This window comes from Vibrio sp. 10N.222.49.C12, assembly GCF_041475025.1.
Classification (GTDB): domain Bacteria; phylum Pseudomonadota; class Gammaproteobacteria; order Enterobacterales; family Vibrionaceae; genus Vibrio; species Vibrio crassostreae_C.
The window spans coordinates 74,177-97,014 of sequence record NZ_JBFRVF010000017.1; the positions used below are offsets into that span (position 1 = coordinate 74,177).

Genomic DNA, 22,838 nt, shown 5'->3' on the forward strand with positions numbered 1-22,838 from the left:
GTTAATTCTTGTTTATGTTTGTGATTATATGTGAAGCAATCGAATGCGACTTAGTGATAAGTCACACTTTTAACAAAAGTTAACACTAATGAGTAATTTAACCCTTTCGAGGCATTTGATAATGGTAATTTCGGCGACTATCACAGTTCTAATTACTATTTAACAACAGATATTCACAGATATTCACAAAACAGAGAAAGATTGATAGGATGATGAAAAATAAGAACATAGAAGAAGAATCATGATTCCAGCGGAACGTCAGAGAACCATTTTGTCACTATTATCACACCAAGAAGTGATCAGTATTTCTGAGCTTGTTGAGCACTTAGAGGTGTCTCATATGACTATTCGTCGAGATATCGTAAAGCTAGAGACATCAGGGAAAGTGATTTCAGTTTCGGGTGGCGTTCAGCTGACTAAAGCACTTCACAGCGAATTGTCACACGACATCAAGGTAGAACAGCAAGCAAGCGAAAAAGCTCAAATAGGTCAACTAGCTGCTCAATTGGTTCCTGAGTATTCGACTATCTACTTAGACGCTGGAACAACCTCTTTGGAGATCGCTCACCAACTTGCAGGGCGAGATGATCTGCTTATCATCACCAATGACTTCGCGATTGCCGCATACCTAATGAACAGCACACAATCTGAGATTTACCATACTGGTGGCAAGATTGACCGTGAAAATCAATCGAGTATTGGGGGAAAAGTAGCTGAGTTCTTGGCAGGGATGAATATTGATATTGCGTTTATCTCTTCTTCATCTTGGAATCTAAAAGGGCTCTCGACACCTTGTGAAAATAAGGTATTAGTCAAACAAGCCATTGTTCAAGCAGCTCATTCAAACTATCTGATTTCAGACTCAACCAAATACGGACGTATCGCTACTTTCCACGCCTTAGATTTAAGTGCGCTTGATGGCGTGATCACCGACATTGATCTTTCGAGTAGTGTGATTGATGAGCTTCAAGACAAAGGCATCAAGGTCATTAATTCGTAACGGAGCCCTCATCAAATTTCAGGCTCACCAACCAAACATTCAGAGCCTGAATACCACAACTCCAAAATCATCTATTTATCCACTCGATAAAAATAATTCTTACAATTAAGCGTGTTTATTCGTTAATAATATTGTTACTCAACGGCATAATAGTCATGAATCCATTCAAAGAGTTAGGTTATGTTCTACAAGCGTCTTTTGGTATTGGCTTTACCGCTTACTTTTGTGTTTTCCACCCATGCTGAAACGTTTGGTGAACGAATGGCGCGCATCGAACAAGAGAATGTACTGGCGAAAACCATGAGTGAAGAACAAGTTGAATTGATACAAAAAGTCGTACAGACCAACCACTGCGCTAAAGTGGCGTTAACCCATCACCAACGCATTTTGGGGCAATATAAGGTTGAGACATCTTCTTCTGAGTTATTCGTAAAATGGCGTCAACTCGGTAAGCAGTTAGACGCTCAATACGAGATGGATTACCCCGGCTACCCTAAGCACGCTTTTCAAGAATATCCTGCGGCTTCAGGCAAAGTCGATGGCTACCTTTTTGCTCTAATCGACAATGGTTTAAACGAGCAATCGTGGATCGCCAAAGAATTTAAGCAGTGTAAAAAGAATAAGCTCATATCCCGAACCTAAGCTCTAGTCTGCTCTGGTTCGAGAGTGCTCACTCGCATTAGTTCTAATAAAGTAAGAACAGCCCTTCATAACCGCCAATTTCTATTTCACTCACATAGTCACCAACGTTACCGTTAGCATCAACAGGTTTCATTGGAACATCCAGCGCGATGGTGAGTTTTGCCGCGTCATAAAAGCTCGGATTCTTACCGTGGAAATCCGTGCGATACAACACACGACCATTGCTGAACTCTCTCGCTAACACCATGTCCTCAGGGCCACCAGCAACCACCTGATTTTCAGATTGATACATAAAGTACGTGAACGTCGGTAGAACGTGAGTGATACCATTGGGCAGATCAGCATGCACCATTTCGTTCATCGAGGAATCGCCAACGATGGTGTAGTCAGCAGGCTGAGGTGTCGTTGTCGAAAGCATCAAAGGAATCGGCGCAAAGCCATGTGGGATTTGATGACTCGGCTCTCCCAAGTCAACGGCCAATAACGAACTGGGTTGGTAGGCGATGTTTTTAGGGACACCACTTTGCCAGAAAGTGTCAGCCGTCGTATTGCCACTTCCATAGACGTAACCATTGTTCCACTGATTAAAGTAGCTATGTTGAGCGTGTCGATTGAGGTGGTAGATCGCTAGGGTCGAGTATTGGTCTTGCTTCCAATTCTCTTCACTATTTCCAAGATACTGAACTCGCCCATAACGCGTTGTCGCCTGAAAAATAACACTTTGCCCATTGTAGGCGAGCGCAGAATTATCCCAGAATTTTGAGATCCCCGAGTAACCACTAAACCCAGTAGACGGAAAAATGTAGTGCTCGCGTAAATACAGAGAGCCCGCCTCGCTAAGATGAGACTGTCCATTTCGACCCAGCAAGTTCGCAGTTCCGATATTCAACCCAATCGACGCATCACTTTCTAAAGCAGATAGATTTTTGAGAAACTCTGAAAATTGTTGTTTGTAGAGATCATCCGCTTGATTCGAACCCACAACAGCTCCTAATTCTTGAACATGCCCGCCAGAGTGAACATAGAACTGATTCGAACCAATAAGCTTATTTGTGTCGTCGTTGTACGCACCATTCAAACCTTGGCTTGCCCAGCTTTGCTTGTAGTAGCGATGAATAGCAGATAGATAATCCGCGTTTGCGACGTTCGTTAGCGACCAAGATGAGTTAGCGCTCCACATTCGACCAAATGGCACCACTCTTGATTCCCAACGAAAACGTGCTGTCGCGTTCTTATTGGTTCGATTTCGATACTCGCTTGGCGACAAGTAGTTATCACCATCTAGGTCTGCAGACACATCAAAACCACGGATTTTTCGCCATTGGCTGATAGCATTGCCGTCCGGGGTTGAAGTCGGAGCATCGGTTAACTTGACGGTTGGAAAACTGTTTTTGAGTTTTACTTCTTTTAAACGCGGCCTGTCGTCGGCATTCTCACTTTGCCAACGAACTCTCACAACGTATAAGCGCCCACCATCTCTCAAAAAGGTTGAACCAAAATACTGGCCGCCGCCATAACTCGCACCGCTCCCATCATGAGTTGTAGCTCTTAACCAGTTATCCGGAAGGTTCCAGATCACCGATTGGTTTTTGGTCATATTGAGCGTTTTGTCTTTCTTTACATCAAGCCTTTCCCATTGTGAAACCCTACCCTGAGAATCAATAGCAGTTGGGTATTCAATCCAAAATTCACCGCTGCCAGCAAACTGTGAGAACTTAAAGGTCAGCCGTTCGAACTGTTCAGCATGATAGACATACAAAGCCCCACCCTGTTCGAAATTCTCAAACACATCGGCATCCCACGGAGGCTCTTGATACAACCAAAAACCAGCATGGTCTTCACTGGCTGTATAACCCAAAATCATAGGTTTTCGGTTTAAAAGGGTCTTTTCGCCATGAGTTTTATCAACTTCGGCAATGACAGTATCTTCAGAAAAGTGCAGGAAATAGTCTTCGAAATTGAGGCCTTCTAACTCAGCTTGGTTACGGAGATCGTTCTCCAACCAACCCGAGTTCATCGCCATGACTTGGTTGTACATATAACCAATTGTCGTGGCCCGCTCATTGTCGGCTTTGTCGGCATAAGCTCCGAACACAATATCACTGTTGGAAATTTCCCAATCAATGACGGCATTCGTAGATAGTGGGGAGCCCAAAAGATCAACACCAACTTCATGTTGCCCTGGCAGCACAACCGCTGTACCAACAGCAAAAGCGTAACCAGCGATTAAACATGACGGTATGAGTGCGAGCAGCCCAGAAATGTAGGTTTTCATGATTCAAATTTCCTAATCGATACTGTCATGCCTTAAATCACAAAACGAAAAGTCAGCCAACTTACGTGTCAATTTAGGAATCAAAATACGAAAAAAGTATCGACTACATGGCTCTATTGTTCAAGTGCTCGTCTGTCTTGTTTCATCGGTGGCAAGTAAAACGAGCAAATGCCGATTCAAAATCAATGCATTAAGGAAAATATAAGTTTTTGTGATTTTAATTTTATTTGGAAACCAAGTATCTCCGGCTAACGAGAAATCAGCTCAGATTTTCTCAAAATGAGAATAATACGGTTTGGAAGATGAGAAGTTATCAGAGCCTAGAACTCAGAATAGGACTTGGATTTGCTGTATCGAATCTCAGTTTGAGTGCCACACTATTGAAACTCAATTTGGATAGGCTGTCTAAACAAGAACGATGACAACGCTCCTTAAAGCCTCTTGTTCCACTTCCCTTGATGGTCGCGATCGCAATTTTCTTGCGTATCGTAGCTAACATGCTTATCGATATTCTTCAGTTGAATTCCAACTTGATTGAACGCTTGTTGAATAGCCCCTGAGACACTCTGTTGACCTTCGCCACTTAAGAAGTTCGTTCTATCCTGATTGGTATCGAATACACAGACAATTTTCAAACTTTGCGGAAAAGATGAGAAGTTGACCGAGTGAGTCACCCATAAAAAACCATCGAAGCCTTTCAGCGTGTCTTCACAAACGTCAGTTAACACGTCTCTGATTTGATTCTCGATTTTCTTATCTGATTTACGCATGCGGCAAAGGTCCTATTTAACACCTTAAAAAATAAGGTTTTTTGGTCAGTTTTGTACTACCTGATATTGGACACTGTGGCGGTTTCAAATGCAAAGTATTTATTGGGGAGAGTCGACTGGAAGATATAGAGGAAACGCCTCATGTTTGATAGCTTACGAGGCGATCAAACATGAGACGAGTATAGAATTTACTAAAACATTAGCTCGCCGCTTGTTCCCAATCAGTTAATAACTTCATGATTACGCGAGAGTCTTGGAGGGTTGCCATTGGCGCAGCAAGTTGTGTATCACCTTGCTCAACCGCTTGGCGGATATTGCGCACTTGATAATGGAAACCATCACCTTGCGCTTCGACTTTTACTTCACGTGTCGATGTTTCGTAGATCTCAACCGTGAATGTGTTGTCTTCGGTCGGTAACCATGGGTTGGTGTCGAGAATGATACAGCCTTTACTGCCTAAAATCGTAAAACCATGCTTTAAACCGTGGTCTTCAGCAGTGTGGATTTGTGCGGTAAAACGGTCGTTGAAATGCATCATCGCCGACGATTCACAGATATTGCCATCTTCGCCTCGTCGACCGATTGCTGAGATCTGCACGTCATCGAACACGCTCTCACCAAATTGCTGCTGCGCAACAGAGTGAATCAGCGACATTGGGTAACAGCCAAGGTTGTATAGCGCGCCTTTGCTCGCAGGATTCACGAACTGATCAATCGCCGCAACGTAGGAACCTTGAATTGAACGCACTTCGCCAATCTCACCAGTTGCCAGTTCTTGATGAAACTTGGTGATAAGTGGATGGTTTAAATACATCAAACCTTCAGCAAAGAATACGCCCGCTTCTTTCACGGCTAGTAAAGCTTGCTCGGTTTTTTCCATATCTACCGACAAAGACTTCTCACACAAGATCGCTTTGCCTTTTTGAGCCGCTTTAATCACATACTCATGATGAACGTGGTTTGGTAGAGCAATGTAGATAATGTCGACCGACTCATCTTCAATCAAGGCTTCATAGTTGTTGAAGGTTCGTGTTGGCTGGTATTGGGCAGCAAACTCATTGAGTGTTTTCTCTGTGCGTCCAGCAACAGCATACAGCTCACTTTGAGCATCGCCTTTAATCGCATCCGCCATTACGCCTGAGATAAAGCTGGTTCCTAGGATTCCCCATTTCATGTCTTAGATCTCCTGCTCTTGTGCTTTGATAGGCCCACGTTGCGTTTCGAATGCTTGAACCAACTCGGTAATATCACGCTCAATAAACGCTTGGGTATGAGGCATCACAAAGTGCTGATTGATCGCCTCGCGGTTTACGTATTGCTCAAGCAAGATCACACGATCGCTTTGGCTTTGATCATAGGTTGCAATTGCTTGTAGGCAGCCCGGTTCGCTTTGCATGTCTAAACAAAACTGTTCGATAGCTTCGAGCGCAGCTGCTCGTTCTATGTTGGTTTTGATCTTAAGTTCGGCAGTAACAAAGATAGTTTCATTCGTTTGAGGCATTGCACGCTCTTATTTTAGTTAATTATCGGTTTGCCATTAATATAATTACCCCCTAATAATTGATAAACTCACCTTTTGTTTATTGTTTATCAACCAAGAGTGTTCAATGGATAAGTTAACCAGCATGAAAGTCTTCGTCTATGTGGTGGAACAAGGTAGCTTTCGCAGCGCCGCAAACCACTTCAACCTGTCGGCGACCATGATAAGCAAACATGTCCATTCCTTAGAAGCCAGTTTGAAGTCTCAGCTGATCCACCGCACCACGCGTAAGCAATCGTTAACCGATTCAGGACAGCTTTACTATCGTGAGTGTAAGCGAATTCTCGAAGACATCAGCAATGCAGAGAACCTGATTCAAACCTTAGAAAATCAACCGCAAGGCACGGTAAAAATTAACTGCCCAGTTACCTATGGAAACAAGGTGCTCGCCCCTATCGTGGCCAAATTTCTCGCACATCACCCAACCATCAACGTTGAGCTGATGTTGAATAATGACCTTGTCGACCCTTATTCATCCGACATTGACCTGATTGTGCGAATTGGCGACCTGTCCGATTCAAGCTTGGTCGCAAGGTATTTAGGGGATTATGAGATGTGTTATTGCGCGGCGCCCGAATACCTTAACCAACATGCTCAGATCAGAGTATTAGAAGACTTGGCACAACACCCATCGCTTGGATTCAGTTATAGCAGTCGTCGTGATGTGAGTGGTCGAGATGCACAAACGCGGAGTGCGCAAAGCAGTGAATCACAAATCCTAGCCTCTCAGAAACACCAAGCAACGGATAGCGCAGTGAATAAAGGGCAAGTGCGTTTGGTGTCGAATAATGGGGATGTGTTGCGGTATACCGCCCTGCAGGGTGTGGGCGTGTTGTTGCAACCGACTATCTTAGTCGCAGAAGAGATTGATCGTGGAGCGCTGTTGGAAATCCTACCCGGCATGGCGCCGTTACCAAAGCCGATTCACTTGCTCTACAAAACCAAGCAACTGTCGTTGAAGAACAGAACCTTTGTCGAGTTCTTGTTAGCTGCGTTTGCTGAGTAACTAAGCGCTTTCTAAACAACAAAGACCGCTAGACTGTTTGCCATTGGCTCATCAAGCGCTTGCCAAGATCAGAGGGCGTGGTGTTATGGACGATCATCTCATCACATTGGTTGAACACCATGAAGTGTTTTAGTTCATCGCATAAAGCATGAACCAACAACTCATGGTTTTTAATTCGCTCTTCCACAACCAAGTTACGGATATTGAGCAAACCACTCTTCCTGTCGACCTTGCAATCCATTCGTGCCACCAGCTCACCTTGCCACAGAATCGGTAAGCTAAAATAACCAAACTGACGCTTGGCCTCTGGAACATAGCATTCTAGGAGGTAATCAAAGTTGAACAATGATTGCATTCGCTTTCGTTGAATCAGCAGGTTATCAAACGGAGACAGTATCTTAAGCTTGGTTCTGGAAAGAGGTTGATTCAGCAGTTCAAAAGCACCTGGCAGGACATAGTAATCAGAGCCTTGAATATCTACTTTCAGAACCTGCTTATCTTCAAGCATCTGTTGGAGTGCTCTCTGAATCAAAGGCTTTGTGTTCTTGAGTAGGTAGCTCATTTCCGACGCTATTCCAACTCCGTTAGCCTCTAAATAACGTGTTATCAGATGCTCGATGTACTCTTGTTCTGTCGGCTCAGAGGAATCAATTCCGCTCGGTAAAACTCGCTCGGTTAGGTCATACACCTTATGAAAGTTAACTCGGCTTGGCACCATTAAGTCGCCTTGCATGAACAATGTTTCTAATGCTTGCTTGGCCGGTTTACCGCCCCAACCGCCGGGGTTTGGCCTATCCCCTTCAAAATCTTTCGCCATCAACGGCCCTTCATTCTCAATACGTTTGAGAACATGAGCCATCAGTGCGTCATTCTTTTTATACCAATGCTTGAGCTTACCGCTCGCAAAGCCATTCTTGCGGTGTAGGCTGAATCGGAAGTCACGCATGGGTAAATACGCGGCGGCATGCGACCAATACTCAAATACTTCTCGACGCTCTAACAGCTTATCAAGATGGTTCAGTTGGTAATCTTGATTGCGATTCCAAAGCGTGTGGTGGTGAGCTCGCTGAATCACAGAGATGGTATCAATTTGCACATAGCCAAGGTTTTCAATCGCAGACAACGTGTTCGCCAAAGCGCCCCCATTGCGTTGCTTTTTAGGTGGCAACTTCTTAGGCGGCAGCTTTTGCGAAAGCAATACCAGTTTTTGCGCTTGAGCGAGTGACAGTGATTCCATGAAATTCAGACTCTAATTGATAGCAATGATCCGTTTATGATTCAGCAATAAGCTCTTGAAGAATCTGCTTGTAGGTTTCTACCGTCTGCGCGCCCGTTACTGCACTCTTACGGTTGAACACCACAGTAGGAACCGCAGAGATCCCCATGCGTTGCCATTCAAACTCTTGCGCTTCAATTTGCTTCAAGTTGTCGGTGTTCTTTAGGCGCTTCAGTGCCTTCGTTGAGTCTAAGCCAACCGCTTCAAGCTCTTGTGCAATGACTTCAAGATCGGACAGGTCTTTTTGCTCTGTGAAGTGAGCAGCAAAGAAGCGTAGCTTTAACTCAGTCTGTTTGCCGTGCGCTAGTGCAAAATCGAGAAGTACATGTAGATGACGTGAATTGACCATTCTCATACTGTCATAGAAATTGAAATCGAAACCAACCGCTTGGCCGCGAGCCGAAAGCTGTTCTCGTGAACGTTGGCTCTCTTCTGCGCTAGAACCGTATTTTCTCATGATATGGGCACGCAGGTTTTCGCCCTCTTGCGGCATGTCAGGGTTAAGCTCAAACGGCTGCCATTCAAGTTCAATCTGGTCTTCTAAACCAAGTTCCGCAACGGCTAGCTCTAAGTTTTTGTAACCGACTACGCACCACGGGCACATTACGTCAGAAATAATATCAAGTTGAAGTTTCTTGCTCATAATCATTCCAAATATCGTTACTAAGGCGTATCCAATTCAAAGTGAATACCCATCTTTCTGGTTAGACTACAACAAGCTGAACACTCGTTCAAATTTAACTCAATACAACAGCAGCCAACAAAAAAGCCAACTCATTTTCACGAGTTGGCTTTGATAAAAATCGAATCTAGCTTAAGAGCGTTACGCTAGCAACTTCTCAAGTACTTGGAACACACCCGCGTCAACGTTACTTGGCGCGCCAAAACGCGCGATCTCTTTTAACTTTGGATGCGCGTTTTCCATCGCGTAAGAGTGGTAGCTCTCTTTAAGCATTTCCAAGTCATTTAGGTAATCACCAAAGCTCATGGTCTGCTCGTAAGTGAAACCTAATGTGTTCTGTAGATGTTTAATCGCCGCACCTTTTGACGCTTCAGCGTTCATCACATCTAACCAAATTTTTGCGCTTACAACCACTTGGTAGTTCTCACCGAATTTGGCATCAATAGTTGGGTTCACTTTCTCTTGTGAACCGTCGAAGTGACAGATAGCCACCTTGATGAAATCGTCTTCTACCGCCAGTAAGTCTTCTACTTGCTCACGGCGATGATAGTACTTAGAGATCTCCGCCAGAGCACGCTCATCTTTGGTTTCGATGTATGCCGATTTCTTACCGCATAGCACCACATGCGCGCCTTCAATAGCTCGAGCTTCTTTAATGATCTCTTTAATGGCATCGGTATCAAGCAAGCAGCTGTAAAGTTCTTGGCCTTTGTGCATCACTAATGTGCCGTTTTCAGCAATAAACATCATGCGATCTTTAAGCGGGGAAAATGTTTCTAGCAAGCTGTAATACTGGCGGCCAGACGCGGCAGCAAAAATAATATCTTGCGCTTCTAAGCGCTCATAAAGATTGAAAAACTCAGGGTCGAGCTTTCCATGCTCATCGAGTAAGGTGCCATCCATATCAGTCGCGATAAATTTGATGTTTTGTTGGGGCATGTCGGGCGTACCTATTATTGGATTATGATCATTCGTTATCTTGAGTAACGGTTCTGGGTTCGATTATATCGCTAGAGTCGCTGGTGAATACAATGCTTATTTTACCGCCTGTCAGTCACTGTTTCACATCTTTCCAAGGCAAACGCTAACAGAAGCGCATTCCAGTTTGAAGGGTTAAGTCCTACATACAAGATGTGCGTTAGATCACACTCCACTATATTCTTTCCCGTCTCTCCATCACTTTATTCCGACCACAGTCATTATGATTTTAGCTATTATTACGACCTTGCTTTGCATCGTTACCGTCAAGTTTCTAATCACACTTGCGAACTTAGAGCGCCATCGTATTCACATTGAACCTAAAATATCGTTCAAAAGAACTGAGTGGCCGACTGTTTCCGTCATTATTCCTGCGCGAAATGAAGAAGACAATATTGAAATCAGCCTTGGCTCTCTATTGAAGCAGAGCTACCCAAAAGACAAGTTTGAAGTCATTGTTGTTGATGACTTTTCTACTGACTCAACCCGTGCAAAAGTAGAAGCATTGATCAGTAAGTTCGACGTTAACGCGCGCTGTATTTCAGGTAGAACGTTACCGACCGGATGGCTTGGTAAGAGCAATGCATGTATGGCTGGCGCACTCAACGCGAGCGGTGAATATGTGTATTTCATTGATGCAGATACCGATTCAGCACCCGCGATGCTACAGAGCGTTATCGACTTTGCTATCCAACAAAAAACTGATCTCTTATCGTTTAATCCAAAACAAACTTTTGCGTCTGTGGCAGAAAAAGCGACCTTGCCGGGCATCTTTCTATCGATCGCATCTTATATGAACTTTAAAAACTCGAACGACATGACTAAGGAAGAAGCGATTGCTAACGGTCAGGCGATGTTGTTTACCCGAAAATCCTACGACGCAGTCGGTGGACACGCCGCAGTAGCAAACGCGATATCGGAAGACATCGCCTTTGCAAAAGTCATGAAGGTCAATGGATTTAAGATTTTCTGGGCATTTGCAGACAAACTAATGAGTACGCACATGTATTCAGACTTCAACTCAATCTGGGCTGGCTTTTCCAAAAACATGAATCTTATTGTAAATTGTCAATCGCAAGCACAAGCTTTAAAAGTCTTCATCAAAGCCAACATCATCGCATGGGCGGGACCGCTTTTGATGCTGGTATCGGCGAACGCCTTCATCAGTGACATGTCTGCCATTCATGCTTATTCGCTCATTGTCAGCTCTGTGATGCTCTTGGTGTCGATCGTCACCTACTTCATTTTGGTTAAGGAACTGTTTGTTCCCGCAAAATTTGCGTTAACCGTACCCTTCGGTATTTGTGTTCAAAGCCTACTCGTGCTGAACAGTTACCGCTTATCTAAAACCAATAAAATCAGCTGGAAAGGGCGCTCATTAACATGATGAATAAGATTATTACTTTGCTTCTTCTTGCTTGTTCAGTTTCGGTGTTTGCATCAGACACCGATGGCTGGTCACTGGCACGCGATAAAAAAGGCATCGAGGTTTATAACCGTAAAATTGAAGGCAGTCACTTTAAAGAATTTCGAGCAGAAGGCGACATCAACGCGTCCCTCACTTCTATTATCGCACTCTTTATCGATACCTCTGTTGGCACGCAATGGGTAGAAAACATCGATGACATGGAAGAAATAGAGCATTTTAGTGCGGCGCACACGATCACCAAAACCTATACCAAGGCACCTTGGCCAGTTGCCGATCGTGAAGCTATCGTAGAGAACGTCATCACTCAAGATCCAAAGACGATGGTTGTCACCATTGATCAGCATGGTAGGCCTGATTACCTGCCAAACAATAATAAAAAAATCATCAGAGTGGCTGAATTAGAGGCGAGTTGGATCCTGACACCAATCGACGAAAACACCACCCATATCTCTTATCGAGTATTGAGTGATCCAGGTGGCGATATTCCGTATTGGCTCATTAACATGGTGGCCGTTTCTCAGCCTTACAACACGCTTCGCGGGTTATCTAAGATGTTGGATTCTGGTGAGTACACCGATCGTCGCCTTGATTTCATCGAGAACTACACGTCACTTTAACAATGCAATGAATACTCTAGAGGTCTATATTGTGAAATTTCCATTCTCTCCAATCGCAGCGATATTGCTTGTAGCATCAAGTTCAGTATTTGCTAATCAAATTATTGTCGATACTAAAGGTGTTGATGAAACACAGTATCACGCCGATCTGTATGAATGTGAGCAATACGCTCAACAAGTGAAGCCTGAAGAGGTCGATTCTCTTGGCAGCGATATTGTCGGTTCAACCGCTAAGGGTGCAGCGCTGGGTGCGGTTGGTGGAGCCGTCTCTGGCGGGAGTGGTCATGATGGTGCAAAAATTGGTGCTGGCATCGGTATTATCAGCGGCGCTTTAAAGCACGGTGCTCAAAAAAGACAATCCGCCGAGCTATCTGAGCAGCAGAAGTTTCAAGTGAATCGTAACTGTATGATCAACCGAGGCTATACCGTTCTTAACTAGCGGATAACCGAGCAAAATGGCGTTTAATCGATGTTCACGCCATTTTGCGTAGCTGAGTCAAAGCAGAGTTCAACCATAGTCCCTGAATCGCCACCTTAAAGTTCGTTCAAATAGACAGTGAGCATTGACCCCTATTTAAAATAGGCTTATCATTAATCGTCTTTTAACGATTAATGAAAGTGAAACGTCAATATGAACTCAACTTGCTCGACATCTGGTGGCTGTTCTCTGCCCATCGAACACGGTGATGCTAAAGCAGAAAAGCAAATGGCCGCACTGGCGAAAGCACTCGCTCACCCAGCAAGAATACGTATATTGAGTATCCTTTCCACGTTAGAAAAATCGGGCGGCTGCTTGAACAGTGATCTGGTGAGTGAATTGGGTTTAGCTCAATCAACGGTATCAGAGCACTTAAGAATATTGAAAGCCTCAGGTTTTATTACGGCTGAGTCGATTCCGCCGAAGATGTGTTACCGCATCGACCGCGACAATATTCAACGCTTCGAATCGATATTTAACAGCATTTTAAAATAGAAGTTCACGCTTGAATGATCGGCTTTGATAGCCTTTACTTTTAAGCGTGTTTTTTTGCCACAACCAATCGTTTTTCGACGATTTACGATATCAACAAAGAGAGATTACCATGAAACCAAAGTTAGGTTTTCTAGATCGCTACTTAACACTGTGGATTTTTATTGCCATGGGCCTTGGTGTACTACTCGGCACCCTATTCCCACAGATCGAACAGTGGAACGATTCAATGTCTGTTGGCACCACTAACATTCCGCTTGCGATTGGACTTATCTTAATGATGTACCCACCTCTGGCTAAGGTTAACTACAACCTGCTAGGCACCGTGGTAAAAGATAAGAAAGCCATTAAGCTCTCTTTGATCATGAACTGGATCGTTGGTCCAATTCTGATGTTTGTATTGGCACTAACTTTCTTGGGAGACCACCCAGGTTACATGGTTGGGGTGATTCTGATTGGTCTTGCTCGTTGTGTGGCGATGGTTCTGGTTTGGAACGACATCGGCGGCGGTAACAAAGAGTACGGCGCGGCATTGGTTGCTCTAAACAGTGCATTCCAAGTGGTGAGCTACAGCTTTATGGCGTGGTTGTTCATCAGCGTTCTTCCACCAGTATTTGGTTACGAAGGCATGTTGGTTGATATCTCGATGATCGACATTGCACACAGTGTACTTATCTACCTAGGTATCCCATTCCTAGCGGGCTTCCTAAGCCGTAAGATCCTTGTGTCGATGAAAGGCGAGCAGTGGTACAACGACGTATTTATTCCACGCATCTCTCCAATCACACTGATTGCACTACTGGCGACTATCGTTCTGATGTTCAGCCTGAAAGGTGAAATGATTGTTGAACTGCCAACGGACGTTCTATTAATTGCGGTTCCACTGACTATCTACTTCACTGCGATGTTCTTCATCAGTTTCTTCATCGGTAAAAAGATGGGCATCGAGTACGACAAGAACGCATCAATTGCATTTACAGCAACAGGTAACAACTTCGAGCTAGCGATTGCCGTGGCTATCTCAGTATTCGGTATCAACTCAGACCAAGCGTTTGCAGGCGTTATCGGTCCACTGATTGAAGTCCCTGTGCTGATTTACCTTGTGAACGTGGCGCTTAAGATGAAAGACAAGTACTACAACGGTCAGACGGTTAAACCTAGCGTATAGCATCTACGTCTACACCTAGAACTAGAACTAACAAAAAGCAGCATCACTTTGAACAGAAAGGCTCACACGTTAAACGGTGAGCCTTTTCTTTATTCAGTTTGACCCAATTTAAGTCTCGCCCAGCTTACGTTTCGTCTAATAGGCCTTTCAATGCTTGTTCAAGCCAAAGCAATGCTGGGCCTTTCGAACGTGTTTTAGACAAAACAAGATCAACGGGCGGCGACCATGTTTTGTGATCGAATGACACATTCACCTCTACCAAGCGCTGTTTAATAAGCTCTTCTTCAACAAGGTGTTTCGGTAAGTATGCCCAACCGATATCGCTACCAAGAATCATCTCTTTAATGACGATAAAGCTGTTTGACCACCATACCTTTCCGGCAATCAGCGGAAACTGATCCATCACCTTACCTTTGTCTCCCCTCAACATTAACTGACGATGCGGGAGTAAGTCAGAGAGTTTCGCCACACCTGTTTTTGCGAGCGCATGACTTGGATGACACACAGCAATAAACGGTAAGTGACCGATAAAGCAAGGCTCAGAACCGACATCAAAAGCCAAGTTAGTAAACATTAATCCAATGTCGGCCCTCTCTTCGATAATTAACGGATTGACCTCTGTCGTGGTACACGCAACCAGTTCCACTTCAGTCGCAGGGAATTGTTGACTGAACTGACTAAAGATCTTAGATAGATTCGGGACCAATAGTGAATCATCTAATGCAATTTTGATGAGCCCCTCTTCACCACTGCCCATCGCACTAACCGTCACATTCAGATCTTCAACCTGAAGCACGATCGCTTTCACCTGTTTAAATAACTGCTCGCCCGCTTTGGTTAGTGAAGGCTTTCGAGTCGAACGATCAAAAAGCTCAACATTAAAATCTATTTCAAGATTACTGATGCCTTGGCTCACCGCCGACTGCACCTTCCCCAAATGACGAGCACTGGCAGAAAATGACCCTAATTCAACGGCATACACAAACATTTTCAGTTGTTCAATGTTGTACATTCGGTTTCTCCCAAATCTTACTATCACAAGATGTGATGCTAACTATCTTTATATTATCACTTAAGTAGATATTATCTAGCCAAGTCATTTGCCCATCGGCGGCTATTTAATCGTAAAGAGAGTTAGAAAAATGTCACATAAAGAACGCATGTTGCACATGGTGCTATTTGAAGTGTTCGCACTGATCATGATGGCGGGGCTAGCAACCTACATTACTGGCAATGGAGCTGGGGAAATGGCGGGGTTAGCACTTGCGATGTCGCTAATAGCAATGGCTTGGAACTACGTCTACAACTACGGCTACGACAAAATCTTCGGGGCAGACAGAACAAAACGAACGAAGAAAACCCGAGTTTTACACGGATTGGGGTTTGAACTTGGTTTAATGACAGTGACGCTACCAGTCTTGATGTGGGTGTTGAAGCTGGATTTCCTAACCGTATTGATTATGGACATCGGCCTAGTCATTTTCTTTGTACTCTACGCTATCGGATTTAACTGGGCGTACGATTCAGTAAGAGACTACTTTGTTACACAAGGCAAAGTTAACGCTTTAAATTAATTCACCGATTCGCTCAAATATCATCACCGAGCGATAAACAAAACGAATTGCCAGATTCAGTATGGATCTGGCATTTTTTGTCATAGCTTAAGTACATCCTTGTTTGTTAACGCTTTTCCAACATTTGAGACCCCGGATAAGTCCACAAGATCCAAGTTTAATAAACCACCACTCGAGAATCAGCATCACAAATCCAAACATAAACTCCTCGTACCAGTTGCGCATTCATTTACATATAGGTAGTTTGAGCGGCTTCGCAACCTATCAATTCGAGCAATGACGTTCATGCGAGCATCTTTTTCGAGCAAAAGTGTTCGGATTAACATTTCAAGTGACTTTAATTAACAATTTTATGCTCAAACGCTCACTTTTGATGTTCGTTTATTTTCGAGTTCGCAAATATATGCACAATACACGTGCTAGATAAGCAAAACTAAAAAGGACTCGAACATGACAACAAACAAACACCCTTCTTTATTTGGGCAATGCTTGGCTGAATTTATCGGTACAGGATTACTCATATTCTTTGGCGTTGGCTGTGTGGCCGCTCTGGTATTAACTGGTGCGACATTCGGACAATGGGAAATCAGCATCATCTGGGGCTTCGGTGTTGCGATTGCAATTTACTGTACTGCCGGCGTTTCAGGCGCACACATCAACCCAGCCGTAACGATTGCACTAGCCATGTTCCATGGCTTTGATAAAGCAAAAGTGGTGCCTTACATCATTTCGCAACTGCTTGGCGCTTTCTGCTCTGCAGCATTGGTTTACAGCCTGTACAGCAACCTATTTACTGACTACGAAATCGCACATAACTTCGTTCGTAGCAGCCAAGACGCACTATCAACTGCTGGTATCTTCTCGACTTACCCACATGCTTCACTTTCTTTCTTCGGCGCTTTTGCTGTGGAATTCGTGATTACTGCAGTGTTGATGTTTGCCATTTTAGCGTTAGGTGATGAGAACAACGGCGCATCTCGCGGTGCAATGAACCCTCTACTGATCGGTATTCTTATCGCGGTTATCGGTGGTTCTTTAGGTCCACTGACTGGCTTTGCAATGAACCCTGCTCGTGACTTCGGACCAAAACTGTTCGCTTACTTTGCAGGTTGGGATTTCGCACTAAGCGGTGCTCGTGATATTCCTTACTTCATCGTTCCAATTCTTGCTCCAATTGCTGGTGCGTGTTTTGGTGGTTGGTTGTACCCACGTGTTATCGGTGCTTACCTACCAGTAGAAGGCCAAGGCTGCACAATTCCAAACCAATGTGAAACAGAAGAAGAAGCTGAACAAGCTCAAGCTTAATTCCTAAGCGACCCTACATTTACTAAAATATAAATAACAAAAGAAAAAGGACTCTTACCATGACCGAGCAAAAATACATTGTTGCCCTAGACCAAGGAACAACAAGTTCACGCGCCGTAATTCTCGACCATGATGCAAATATCGTCAGTTCTTCTCAGCGAGAGTTTACCCAGATTTATCCTAAAGCTGGCTGGGTTGAGCATGATCCAATGGAAATTTGGGCGACTCAAAGCTCTACATTGGTTGAAGCTTTGGCTAAAGCAGGCATTCGCAGCGATGAGCTAGCCGGCATTGGTATCACCAACCAACGTGAAACTACTATTGTATGGAACAAAGAAACTGGCAAACCGGTTTACAACGCCATCGTATGGCAGTGTCGCCGAACTGCCGACATCTGTGAAGACCTTAAAGCGCGTGGCCTAGAAGACTACGTACGTGACAATACTGGCTTAGTCCTTGACCCGTATTTCTCAGGTACCAAAGTAAAATGGATTCTAGACAACGTTGAAGGCGCTCGCGAAGACGCTGAAGCTGGCAAACTACTGTTCGGTACGGTTGATACTTGGTTGGTTTGGAAGATGACTCAAGGACGTGTTCACGTTACGGATTACACTAACGCGTCACGTACTATGTTGTTCAACATCAACGACCTATGCTGGGATCAAAAGCTACTTGATGAAATGGGGGTCCCGTCATCAATGATGCCAGAAGTGAAGCGTTCTTCTGAAGTTTACGGTCAAACGAACCTTGGTGGTAAAGGCGGTACTCGTATTCCAATCGCGGGTATTGCGGGTGACCAACAAGCTGCACTTTACGGTCAAATGTGTGTAGAAGCAGGCCAAGCTAAGAACACTTATGGTACTGGTTGTTTCCTTCTAATGAACACAGGCCAAGAGAAAGTCACATCGAAAAACGGCCTTCTAACCACACTGGCATGTGGCCCTAAAGGCGAACCTGCATACGCACTGGAAGGTGCAGTATTCATGGGCGGCGCATCAATCCAATGGCTACGTGATGAAATGAAACTACTGGCTGGCGCAGAAGACTCTGAGTACTTCGCAACGAAAGTGGATTCTTCAAACGGCGTTTACGTAGTCCCTGCGTTTACTGGTTTAGGCGCACCATACTGGGATGCTTACGCTCGCGGTACGATTGTTGGCTTAACACGTGGTGTTAACTCTAACCACATCATCCGTGCAACACTGGAAGGTATTGCTTACCAAACTCGTGACGTATTGGATGCGATGCAAGCGGACTCTGGCATCAAGCTAGCAAACCTACGTGTTGATGGTGGTGCAGTAGCGAACAACTTCCTAATGCAATTCCAATCAGACGTACTAGATACAGAAGTTCACCGTCCTGAAGTAACTGAAGTAACGGCTCTGGGTGCAGCATACCTTGCTGGTCTAGCAGTTGGTTTCTGGGACAGCATCGATGAGCTTCAAGACAAAGCAGTACTAGACCGTACGTTCTTGCCACACCATGATGAAGAAAAGCGTAACCGCCGTTACAAAGGTTGGAAGCGTGCTATCAAGTGTGCACAAGTTTGGTCTGAACTGCACGATGACGACGAAGAGTAAAATCGAGCGTTCGAATAATCACTCTCTTATCGATTGAATTGTTCGTTCCTCAGTAAACGAAACTAAAAAGAGCACTATTTTGTGCTCTTTTTTGCGTTTGGAGCCAATTTTTCATGTTTTGATCAACGTTTTTGCGGTTTGGACATAATTCCTTACTATCATTACTTCTCTCTCCTCATCAATTCGAGCACAATAGCGCGAGTTAATATTTTCGATTGTGACGCGCTAGAGCCCATAGCGTGCAGGGAGTGGTAAGTTAAGTGAAGCAGATACCAAGACACCAGCAGATTGTAGACCTGGTAAAAACACAAGGATATGTGAGCACAGAAGAGCTCGTTGAAAAATTCGATGTCAGCCCACAAACCATCAGACGAGATCTCAATGAGCTGGCCGATAGCAACAAAATCCGTCGTTATCACGGTGGTGCAACCATTCCTCTTAGCTCAGAAAACACCTCTTACAACACGCGTAAAGCGCTCAACTTCAATGAAAAAGATGTGATTGCCGACGAGCTGGTAAAACACATTCCAGATGGTGCAACCTTGTTCGTTGATATCGGCACTACGCCAGAATCGGTGGCGCGCGCGCTGAACAAGAACCACAAACAACTCAGAGTCGTGACTAACAACATTAACGTTGCCAGCATCCTTCTTCCGAACCCAGAGATCAAGGTTATCTTGGCGGGCGGTGAAGTACGTAACCGCGATGGCGGTATTGTTGGCGAAGCGACACTCGACTTTGTAAAGCAGTTCCGCCTCGATTTCGGCATCTTAGGCATCAGCGGCATCGACTTTGATGGCTCACTGCTCGATTTTGATTACCACGAAGTTCGTGTAAAACAAGCCATCATCGAAAACAGTCGCAGCATCTTCTTAGCCGTCGACCACAGTAAGTTTGGTCGTAACGCGATGGTTAAGCTCGGCAATATCTCTCAGGCCCACATGGTGTTTACTAATAAGCAGCCACCGGAAGAGATTCTCAACATCCTTAAAGATTCGGCAATACCATTAGAAGTGATCGATACCGCTCGTCCTATGAGCGAATAACTAAACATAAGAGCTCAGTGACGCCACTTTCTTAAATGAATCACCATTCTTTATAGAAAAGTTAATAAAGTAAAACTTGCTCGCTGTCACTGTCGCTTCTATGCTCGAATTAGTCTTATTTGAACCTCTGCTTTCATAAGCAGAGGTTTTTTTATGCCCAAATCACATAAAACGCGCATAAACGAAAATAATAAATGACCGCAAACGAAAGTTCATATAGGATTCAATTATGTTCTAAAATGCTCGTTCGCTCAGAAAGAGGTCAAAACCATGAGTGCTCAACAAAATAATTCAAACAACAGTACATCTTCCACTTTAGACTTGATCGTGATTGGCGGCGGCATCAATGGTGCAGGCATCGCGGCAGATGCAGCAGGTCGTGGTCTAAACGTTGGCTTATACGAAGCAAATGATTTCGCGTCTGCGACGTCTTCTGCTAGCTCAAAGCTTATCCACGGTGGCCTACGCTACCTTGAACATTACGAATTTCGTTTGGTTTCGGAAGCACTCGCTGAACGTGAAGTCTTGTTAAGAAAAGCGCCTCACGTTGCTCAGCCAATGCGTTTCCGTTTACCTCATCGACCATTTTTACGCCCAGCTTGGATGATTCGCTGTGGTCTATTCCTTTACGATAACTTGGGTAAGCGCACCACTCTTCCTGGAAGTAAGACAGTCAACCTAGCAAAATCAGGGCTACTGAAACCAGAAATGAAGACAGGCTTCGAATACTCAGATTGCTGGGTTGATGATGCTCGTATGGTATTGCTCAACGTGTTGGCAGCAAAAGAAAACAACGCAGAAGTACGTAACTACTGCCGTGTTGAAAAAGCGCACCGCGAAGGTGGTATTTGGCATGTGACGATCCTTGATGTGATGACAAACCAACGCTTTGAACGCAAAGCAAGAGCGCTTGTTAACGCTGCAGGCCCTTGGGTTAAGCAGTTCTTTGATGATGGGTTAGAGCAGGCTTCGCCTCGTAATATTCGTCTGATCAAAGGCTCGCACATTGTTGTGCCACGCATTCACGACGAACCACAAGCGTACATTCTGCAAAACAAAGACAATCGTATTGTGTTCATGATCCCTTACCTAGATAAGTTCTCGATCATCGGCACTACCGACCTTGAATACAAAGGCGACCCACGTAACGTCGCAATTGATGATTTCGAAGTAGATTACTTGATTGATATCGTTAACCAGCACTTTGTTAAACAGCTTGGCCGTGAAGACGTGGTTTGGACATACAGTGGCGTAAGGCCGCTTTGTGACGACGAATCTGATTCACCACAAGCGATCACTCGTGACTACACATTGGAATTGGACGCAGAGCTAGATCAAGCACCACTGCTTTCGATCTTCGGTGGCAAGTTGACCACTTATCGTAAACTCGGCGAAGCGGCACTGAACAAGCTAGAACCACACCTAACCAACATGGGCGCACCATGGACAGCGAACGACACGCTTCCAGGCGGTAACTTTAGTTGCAGCAGAGAGCAGCTTGCGAAGATGATCCACACGAAATACCCTTGGGCATCTGAAGCGTTATTACTTCGCTACGTGACTCAATTTGGTACTTACACATGGAAACTATTGGAAGGCGCAAATAGCGAAGCTGACCTTGGCATCCAGTTCTCAAGCGAAGCCCATGGCGTTTATCAAGTTGAAATCGATTACTTGATTAATGAAGAGATGGCGATGACTGACGAAGACATCTTGTGGCGCAGAACCAAACTTGGCTTATACATGAGCGAATCCGAGCAGCAAGCGGTGACGGATTACCTGAAAGAGAAACTACAAAGCAAGGTAGTGAGCTTTTCTCAAGTAGGCTAACCCCACCAGCCTAAGCATGGTTCAAGAACATACTTAACAACGAAGCTTAGCGTCCCCCGCGCTAAGCTTTTTTATTGCCTGCTATTCCGACCTAAGAACTCGATTGATCGTCTCCTTCGCACGGACTGAGGCTTTGTTCACTCCCCCCATTTTCAACAAAAACTAAATAGTGTTTTATTAATCCGGTTGATTATCAACTTCATAAAAGGTTGCTATTCTTTACCTCAATGAAACGACACATTTAAAAACGCTCACCATGTCAGCGCTTTAATAAGGAATCTATTCCATGCAAAAAGTTATTCTGATCACAGGCTCTACCGATGGTATCGGCTTCGAAACGGCAAAAGTACTTGTTCAACAAGGTCACCACGTTTTATTGCATGGACGTAACCCAAGCAAACTCAAAGACGTAGAGCAGCAACTTGTGGCTATCTCTGCGGAAGCGAAAATTCAAAGTTACGTGGCAGACTTGTCTGTTCTGGCTGATGTGGATGCGTTGGCTGACAAAGTAATTGCTGAGCGCGATAAGATTGATGTACTGATCAACAACGCAGGTGTGTTCAACACTCCGAACCCAATCACTAAAGACGGTTTAGATGTTCGTTTTGTTGTGAATACCATTTCACCATACCATCTGACTAAACGTCTGCTACCTGTACTCGATGCATCTAGCCGAGTGGTGAACCTGTCTTCAGCCGCGCAAGCAGCAGTGAACATCGAAGCGCTAGAAGGTAAGAAACCAATGTCTGATGGTGACGCTTACGCACAAAGCAAGCTTGCGATCACTATGTGGACTCGTGAGATGGCAAAAGAGTTAGGCTCTACGGGGCCAATGGTGGTTGCTGTCAACCCAGCTTCGTTACTAGGCAGCAAGATGGTGAAAGACGCTTATGGCATTGCAGGCGGCGACCTAAGCATCGGTTCTGATATTCTGGTTCGCGCATCATTGTCTGATGAGTTCGCACAAGCAGGCGGTCAATACTTTGATAACGACAACAACACGTTTGCTAACCCGCACCCAGATGCGATTTACGGCGATAAGTCACAACAAGTTGTCGCTAAAATTGAAGAGATCATCAAAGCAACGCTTTCTTAATGACAGCTATGCTCAAATGATTTTCTGATTCCAAGAAAAAGCCCTACGTGACTA

General features: G+C 44.6%; 22 protein-coding genes. 14 read left to right on the plus strand and 8 right to left on the minus strand.

The window, feature by feature from the left end; all coding sequences use genetic code 11:
- The first annotated feature begins 241 nt into the window (after nt 1–241).
- Nucleotides 242–1,000, plus strand: coding sequence for a DeoR/GlpR family DNA-binding transcription regulator (locus AB4583_RS05455; RefSeq protein ID WP_017072299.1), 759 nt, complete (start codon nt 242–244; stop codon nt 998–1,000).
- A gap of 180 nt (nt 1,001–1,180) precedes the next feature.
- Nucleotides 1,181–1,642: a hypothetical protein gene (locus AB4583_RS05460; protein ID WP_017069722.1), complete on the plus strand. Its 462-nt coding sequence runs from the start codon at nt 1,181–1,183 to the stop codon at nt 1,640–1,642.
- A 43-nt stretch (nt 1,643–1,685) separates the two neighbouring features.
- Here AB4583_RS05460 and AB4583_RS05465 read toward each other — a convergent pair whose 3' ends face one another.
- The 4 genes from AB4583_RS05465 to AB4583_RS05480 all read right to left on the minus strand — a co-directional run bounded on the left by AB4583_RS05465 (nt 1,686) and on the right by AB4583_RS05480 (nt 6,188).
- Nucleotides 1,686–3,917: a hypothetical protein gene (locus AB4583_RS05465; protein WP_372116689.1), complete on the minus strand. Its 2,232-nt coding sequence runs from the start codon at nt 3,915–3,917 to the stop codon at nt 1,686–1,688.
- 431 nt (nt 3,918–4,348) lie between these two features.
- Entirely contained in the window at nt 4,349–4,687 is a 339-nt protein-coding gene (locus AB4583_RS05470; protein ID WP_017060926.1) for a hypothetical protein, read from the minus strand.
- Nucleotides 4,688–4,886: 199 nt separating this feature from the next.
- Nucleotides 4,887–5,861: a Gfo/Idh/MocA family protein gene (locus AB4583_RS05475; protein ID WP_372116691.1), complete on the minus strand. Its 975-nt coding sequence runs from the start codon at nt 5,859–5,861 to the stop codon at nt 4,887–4,889.
- A gap of 3 nt (nt 5,862–5,864) precedes the next feature.
- Entirely contained in the window at nt 5,865–6,188 is a 324-nt protein-coding gene (locus tag AB4583_RS05480) for a putative quinol monooxygenase (RefSeq protein ID WP_229648088.1), read from the minus strand.
- Nucleotides 6,189–6,294: 106 nt separating this feature from the next.
- Here AB4583_RS05480 and AB4583_RS05485 point away from each other — a divergent pair, with 106 nt between their 5' ends.
- Complete coding sequence (locus AB4583_RS05485) at nt 6,295–7,233, plus strand: LysR substrate-binding domain-containing protein (protein WP_372116693.1); 939 nt, start codon at nt 6,295–6,297, stop codon at nt 7,231–7,233.
- Between the two features lie 28 nt (nt 7,234–7,261).
- Here AB4583_RS05485 and AB4583_RS05490 read toward each other — a convergent pair whose 3' ends face one another.
- The 3 genes from AB4583_RS05490 to AB4583_RS05500 form a co-directional block, all read right to left on the minus strand.
- Nucleotides 7,262–8,470 carry a winged helix-turn-helix domain-containing protein gene (locus AB4583_RS05490; protein WP_372116694.1) on the minus strand — a complete coding sequence of 403 codons (1,209 nt, stop codon included), beginning with the start codon at nt 8,468–8,470 and terminating at the stop codon, nt 7,262–7,264.
- Nucleotides 8,471–8,504: 34 nt separating this feature from the next.
- A complete protein-coding gene (locus AB4583_RS05495) occupies nt 8,505–9,152 on the minus strand; it encodes a DsbA family oxidoreductase (protein ID WP_017060931.1) in 648 nt (215 codons plus the stop codon).
- Nucleotides 9,153–9,332: 180 nt separating this feature from the next.
- Nucleotides 9,333–10,130 carry a Cof-type HAD-IIB family hydrolase gene (locus AB4583_RS05500; RefSeq protein WP_017069716.1) on the minus strand — a complete coding sequence of 266 codons (798 nt, stop codon included), beginning with the start codon at nt 10,128–10,130 and terminating at the stop codon, nt 9,333–9,335.
- A gap of 262 nt (nt 10,131–10,392) precedes the next feature.
- Here AB4583_RS05500 and AB4583_RS05505 point away from each other — a divergent pair, with 262 nt between their 5' ends.
- The 5 genes from AB4583_RS05505 to arsB all read left to right on the plus strand — a co-directional run bounded on the left by AB4583_RS05505 (nt 10,393) and on the right by arsB (nt 14,353).
- Nucleotides 10,393–11,556, plus strand: coding sequence for a glycosyltransferase family 2 protein (locus tag AB4583_RS05505; RefSeq protein ID WP_017064013.1), 1,164 nt, complete (start codon nt 10,393–10,395; stop codon nt 11,554–11,556).
- Nucleotides 11,553–12,215 carry an START domain-containing protein gene (locus AB4583_RS05510; protein WP_017072305.1) on the plus strand — a complete coding sequence of 221 codons (663 nt, stop codon included), beginning with the start codon at nt 11,553–11,555 and terminating at the stop codon, nt 12,213–12,215. The genes AB4583_RS05505 and AB4583_RS05510 overlap by 4 nt, the downstream gene beginning before the upstream one ends.
- Nucleotides 12,216–12,246: 31 nt before the next feature.
- A complete protein-coding gene (locus tag AB4583_RS05515; protein ID WP_029235181.1) occupies nt 12,247–12,654 on the plus strand; it encodes a glycine zipper family protein in 408 nt (135 codons plus the stop codon).
- A gap of 192 nt (nt 12,655–12,846) precedes the next feature.
- Nucleotides 12,847–13,188, plus strand: coding sequence for a helix-turn-helix transcriptional regulator (locus tag AB4583_RS05520; protein WP_017064015.1), 342 nt, complete (start codon nt 12,847–12,849; stop codon nt 13,186–13,188).
- A gap of 109 nt (nt 13,189–13,297) precedes the next feature.
- The gene (gene arsB, locus AB4583_RS05525; RefSeq protein ID WP_372116696.1) at nt 13,298–14,353 is read left to right on the plus strand and encodes an ACR3 family arsenite efflux transporter; all 1,056 of its coding nucleotides are present in this window, start codon (nt 13,298–13,300) and stop codon (nt 14,351–14,353) included.
- Between the two features lie 124 nt (nt 14,354–14,477).
- On the opposite strand, the gene AB4583_RS05530 is transcribed toward arsB, so the two are convergent.
- On the minus strand, nt 14,478–15,365 hold the full coding sequence (locus AB4583_RS05530; protein ID WP_372116698.1) for a LysR family transcriptional regulator: 888 nt from the start codon (nt 15,363–15,365) through the stop codon (nt 14,478–14,480).
- A 130-nt stretch (nt 15,366–15,495) separates the two neighbouring features.
- On the opposite strand from AB4583_RS05530, the gene AB4583_RS05535 reads away from it, so the two are divergent.
- The 6 genes from AB4583_RS05535 to AB4583_RS05560 all read left to right on the plus strand — a co-directional run bounded on the left by AB4583_RS05535 (nt 15,496) and on the right by AB4583_RS05560 (nt 22,784).
- Nucleotides 15,496–15,927 carry a PACE efflux transporter gene (locus AB4583_RS05535; RefSeq protein WP_372116699.1) on the plus strand — a complete coding sequence of 144 codons (432 nt, stop codon included), beginning with the start codon at nt 15,496–15,498 and terminating at the stop codon, nt 15,925–15,927.
- Between the two features lie 450 nt (nt 15,928–16,377).
- Nucleotides 16,378–17,232, plus strand: coding sequence for an MIP/aquaporin family protein (locus AB4583_RS05540; RefSeq protein WP_004732234.1), 855 nt, complete (start codon nt 16,378–16,380; stop codon nt 17,230–17,232).
- Between the two features lie 59 nt (nt 17,233–17,291).
- Nucleotides 17,292–18,812: a glycerol kinase GlpK gene (gene glpK, locus AB4583_RS05545; protein WP_372116701.1), complete on the plus strand. Its 1,521-nt coding sequence runs from the start codon at nt 17,292–17,294 to the stop codon at nt 18,810–18,812.
- 260 nt (nt 18,813–19,072) lie between these two features.
- Nucleotides 19,073–19,858, plus strand: a complete 786-nt coding sequence (locus tag AB4583_RS05550; protein ID WP_229648093.1) for a DeoR/GlpR family transcriptional regulator — start codon at nt 19,073–19,075, stop codon at nt 19,856–19,858.
- A gap of 270 nt (nt 19,859–20,128) precedes the next feature.
- The gene (glpD, locus tag AB4583_RS05555) at nt 20,129–21,688 is read left to right on the plus strand and encodes a glycerol-3-phosphate dehydrogenase (protein ID WP_372116703.1); all 1,560 of its coding nucleotides are present in this window, start codon (nt 20,129–20,131) and stop codon (nt 21,686–21,688) included.
- A gap of 286 nt (nt 21,689–21,974) precedes the next feature.
- Entirely contained in the window at nt 21,975–22,784 is an 810-nt protein-coding gene (locus AB4583_RS05560) for an SDR family NAD(P)-dependent oxidoreductase (RefSeq protein WP_102394239.1), read from the plus strand.
- The last annotated feature ends 54 nt before the right edge of the window (nt 22,785–22,838 follow it).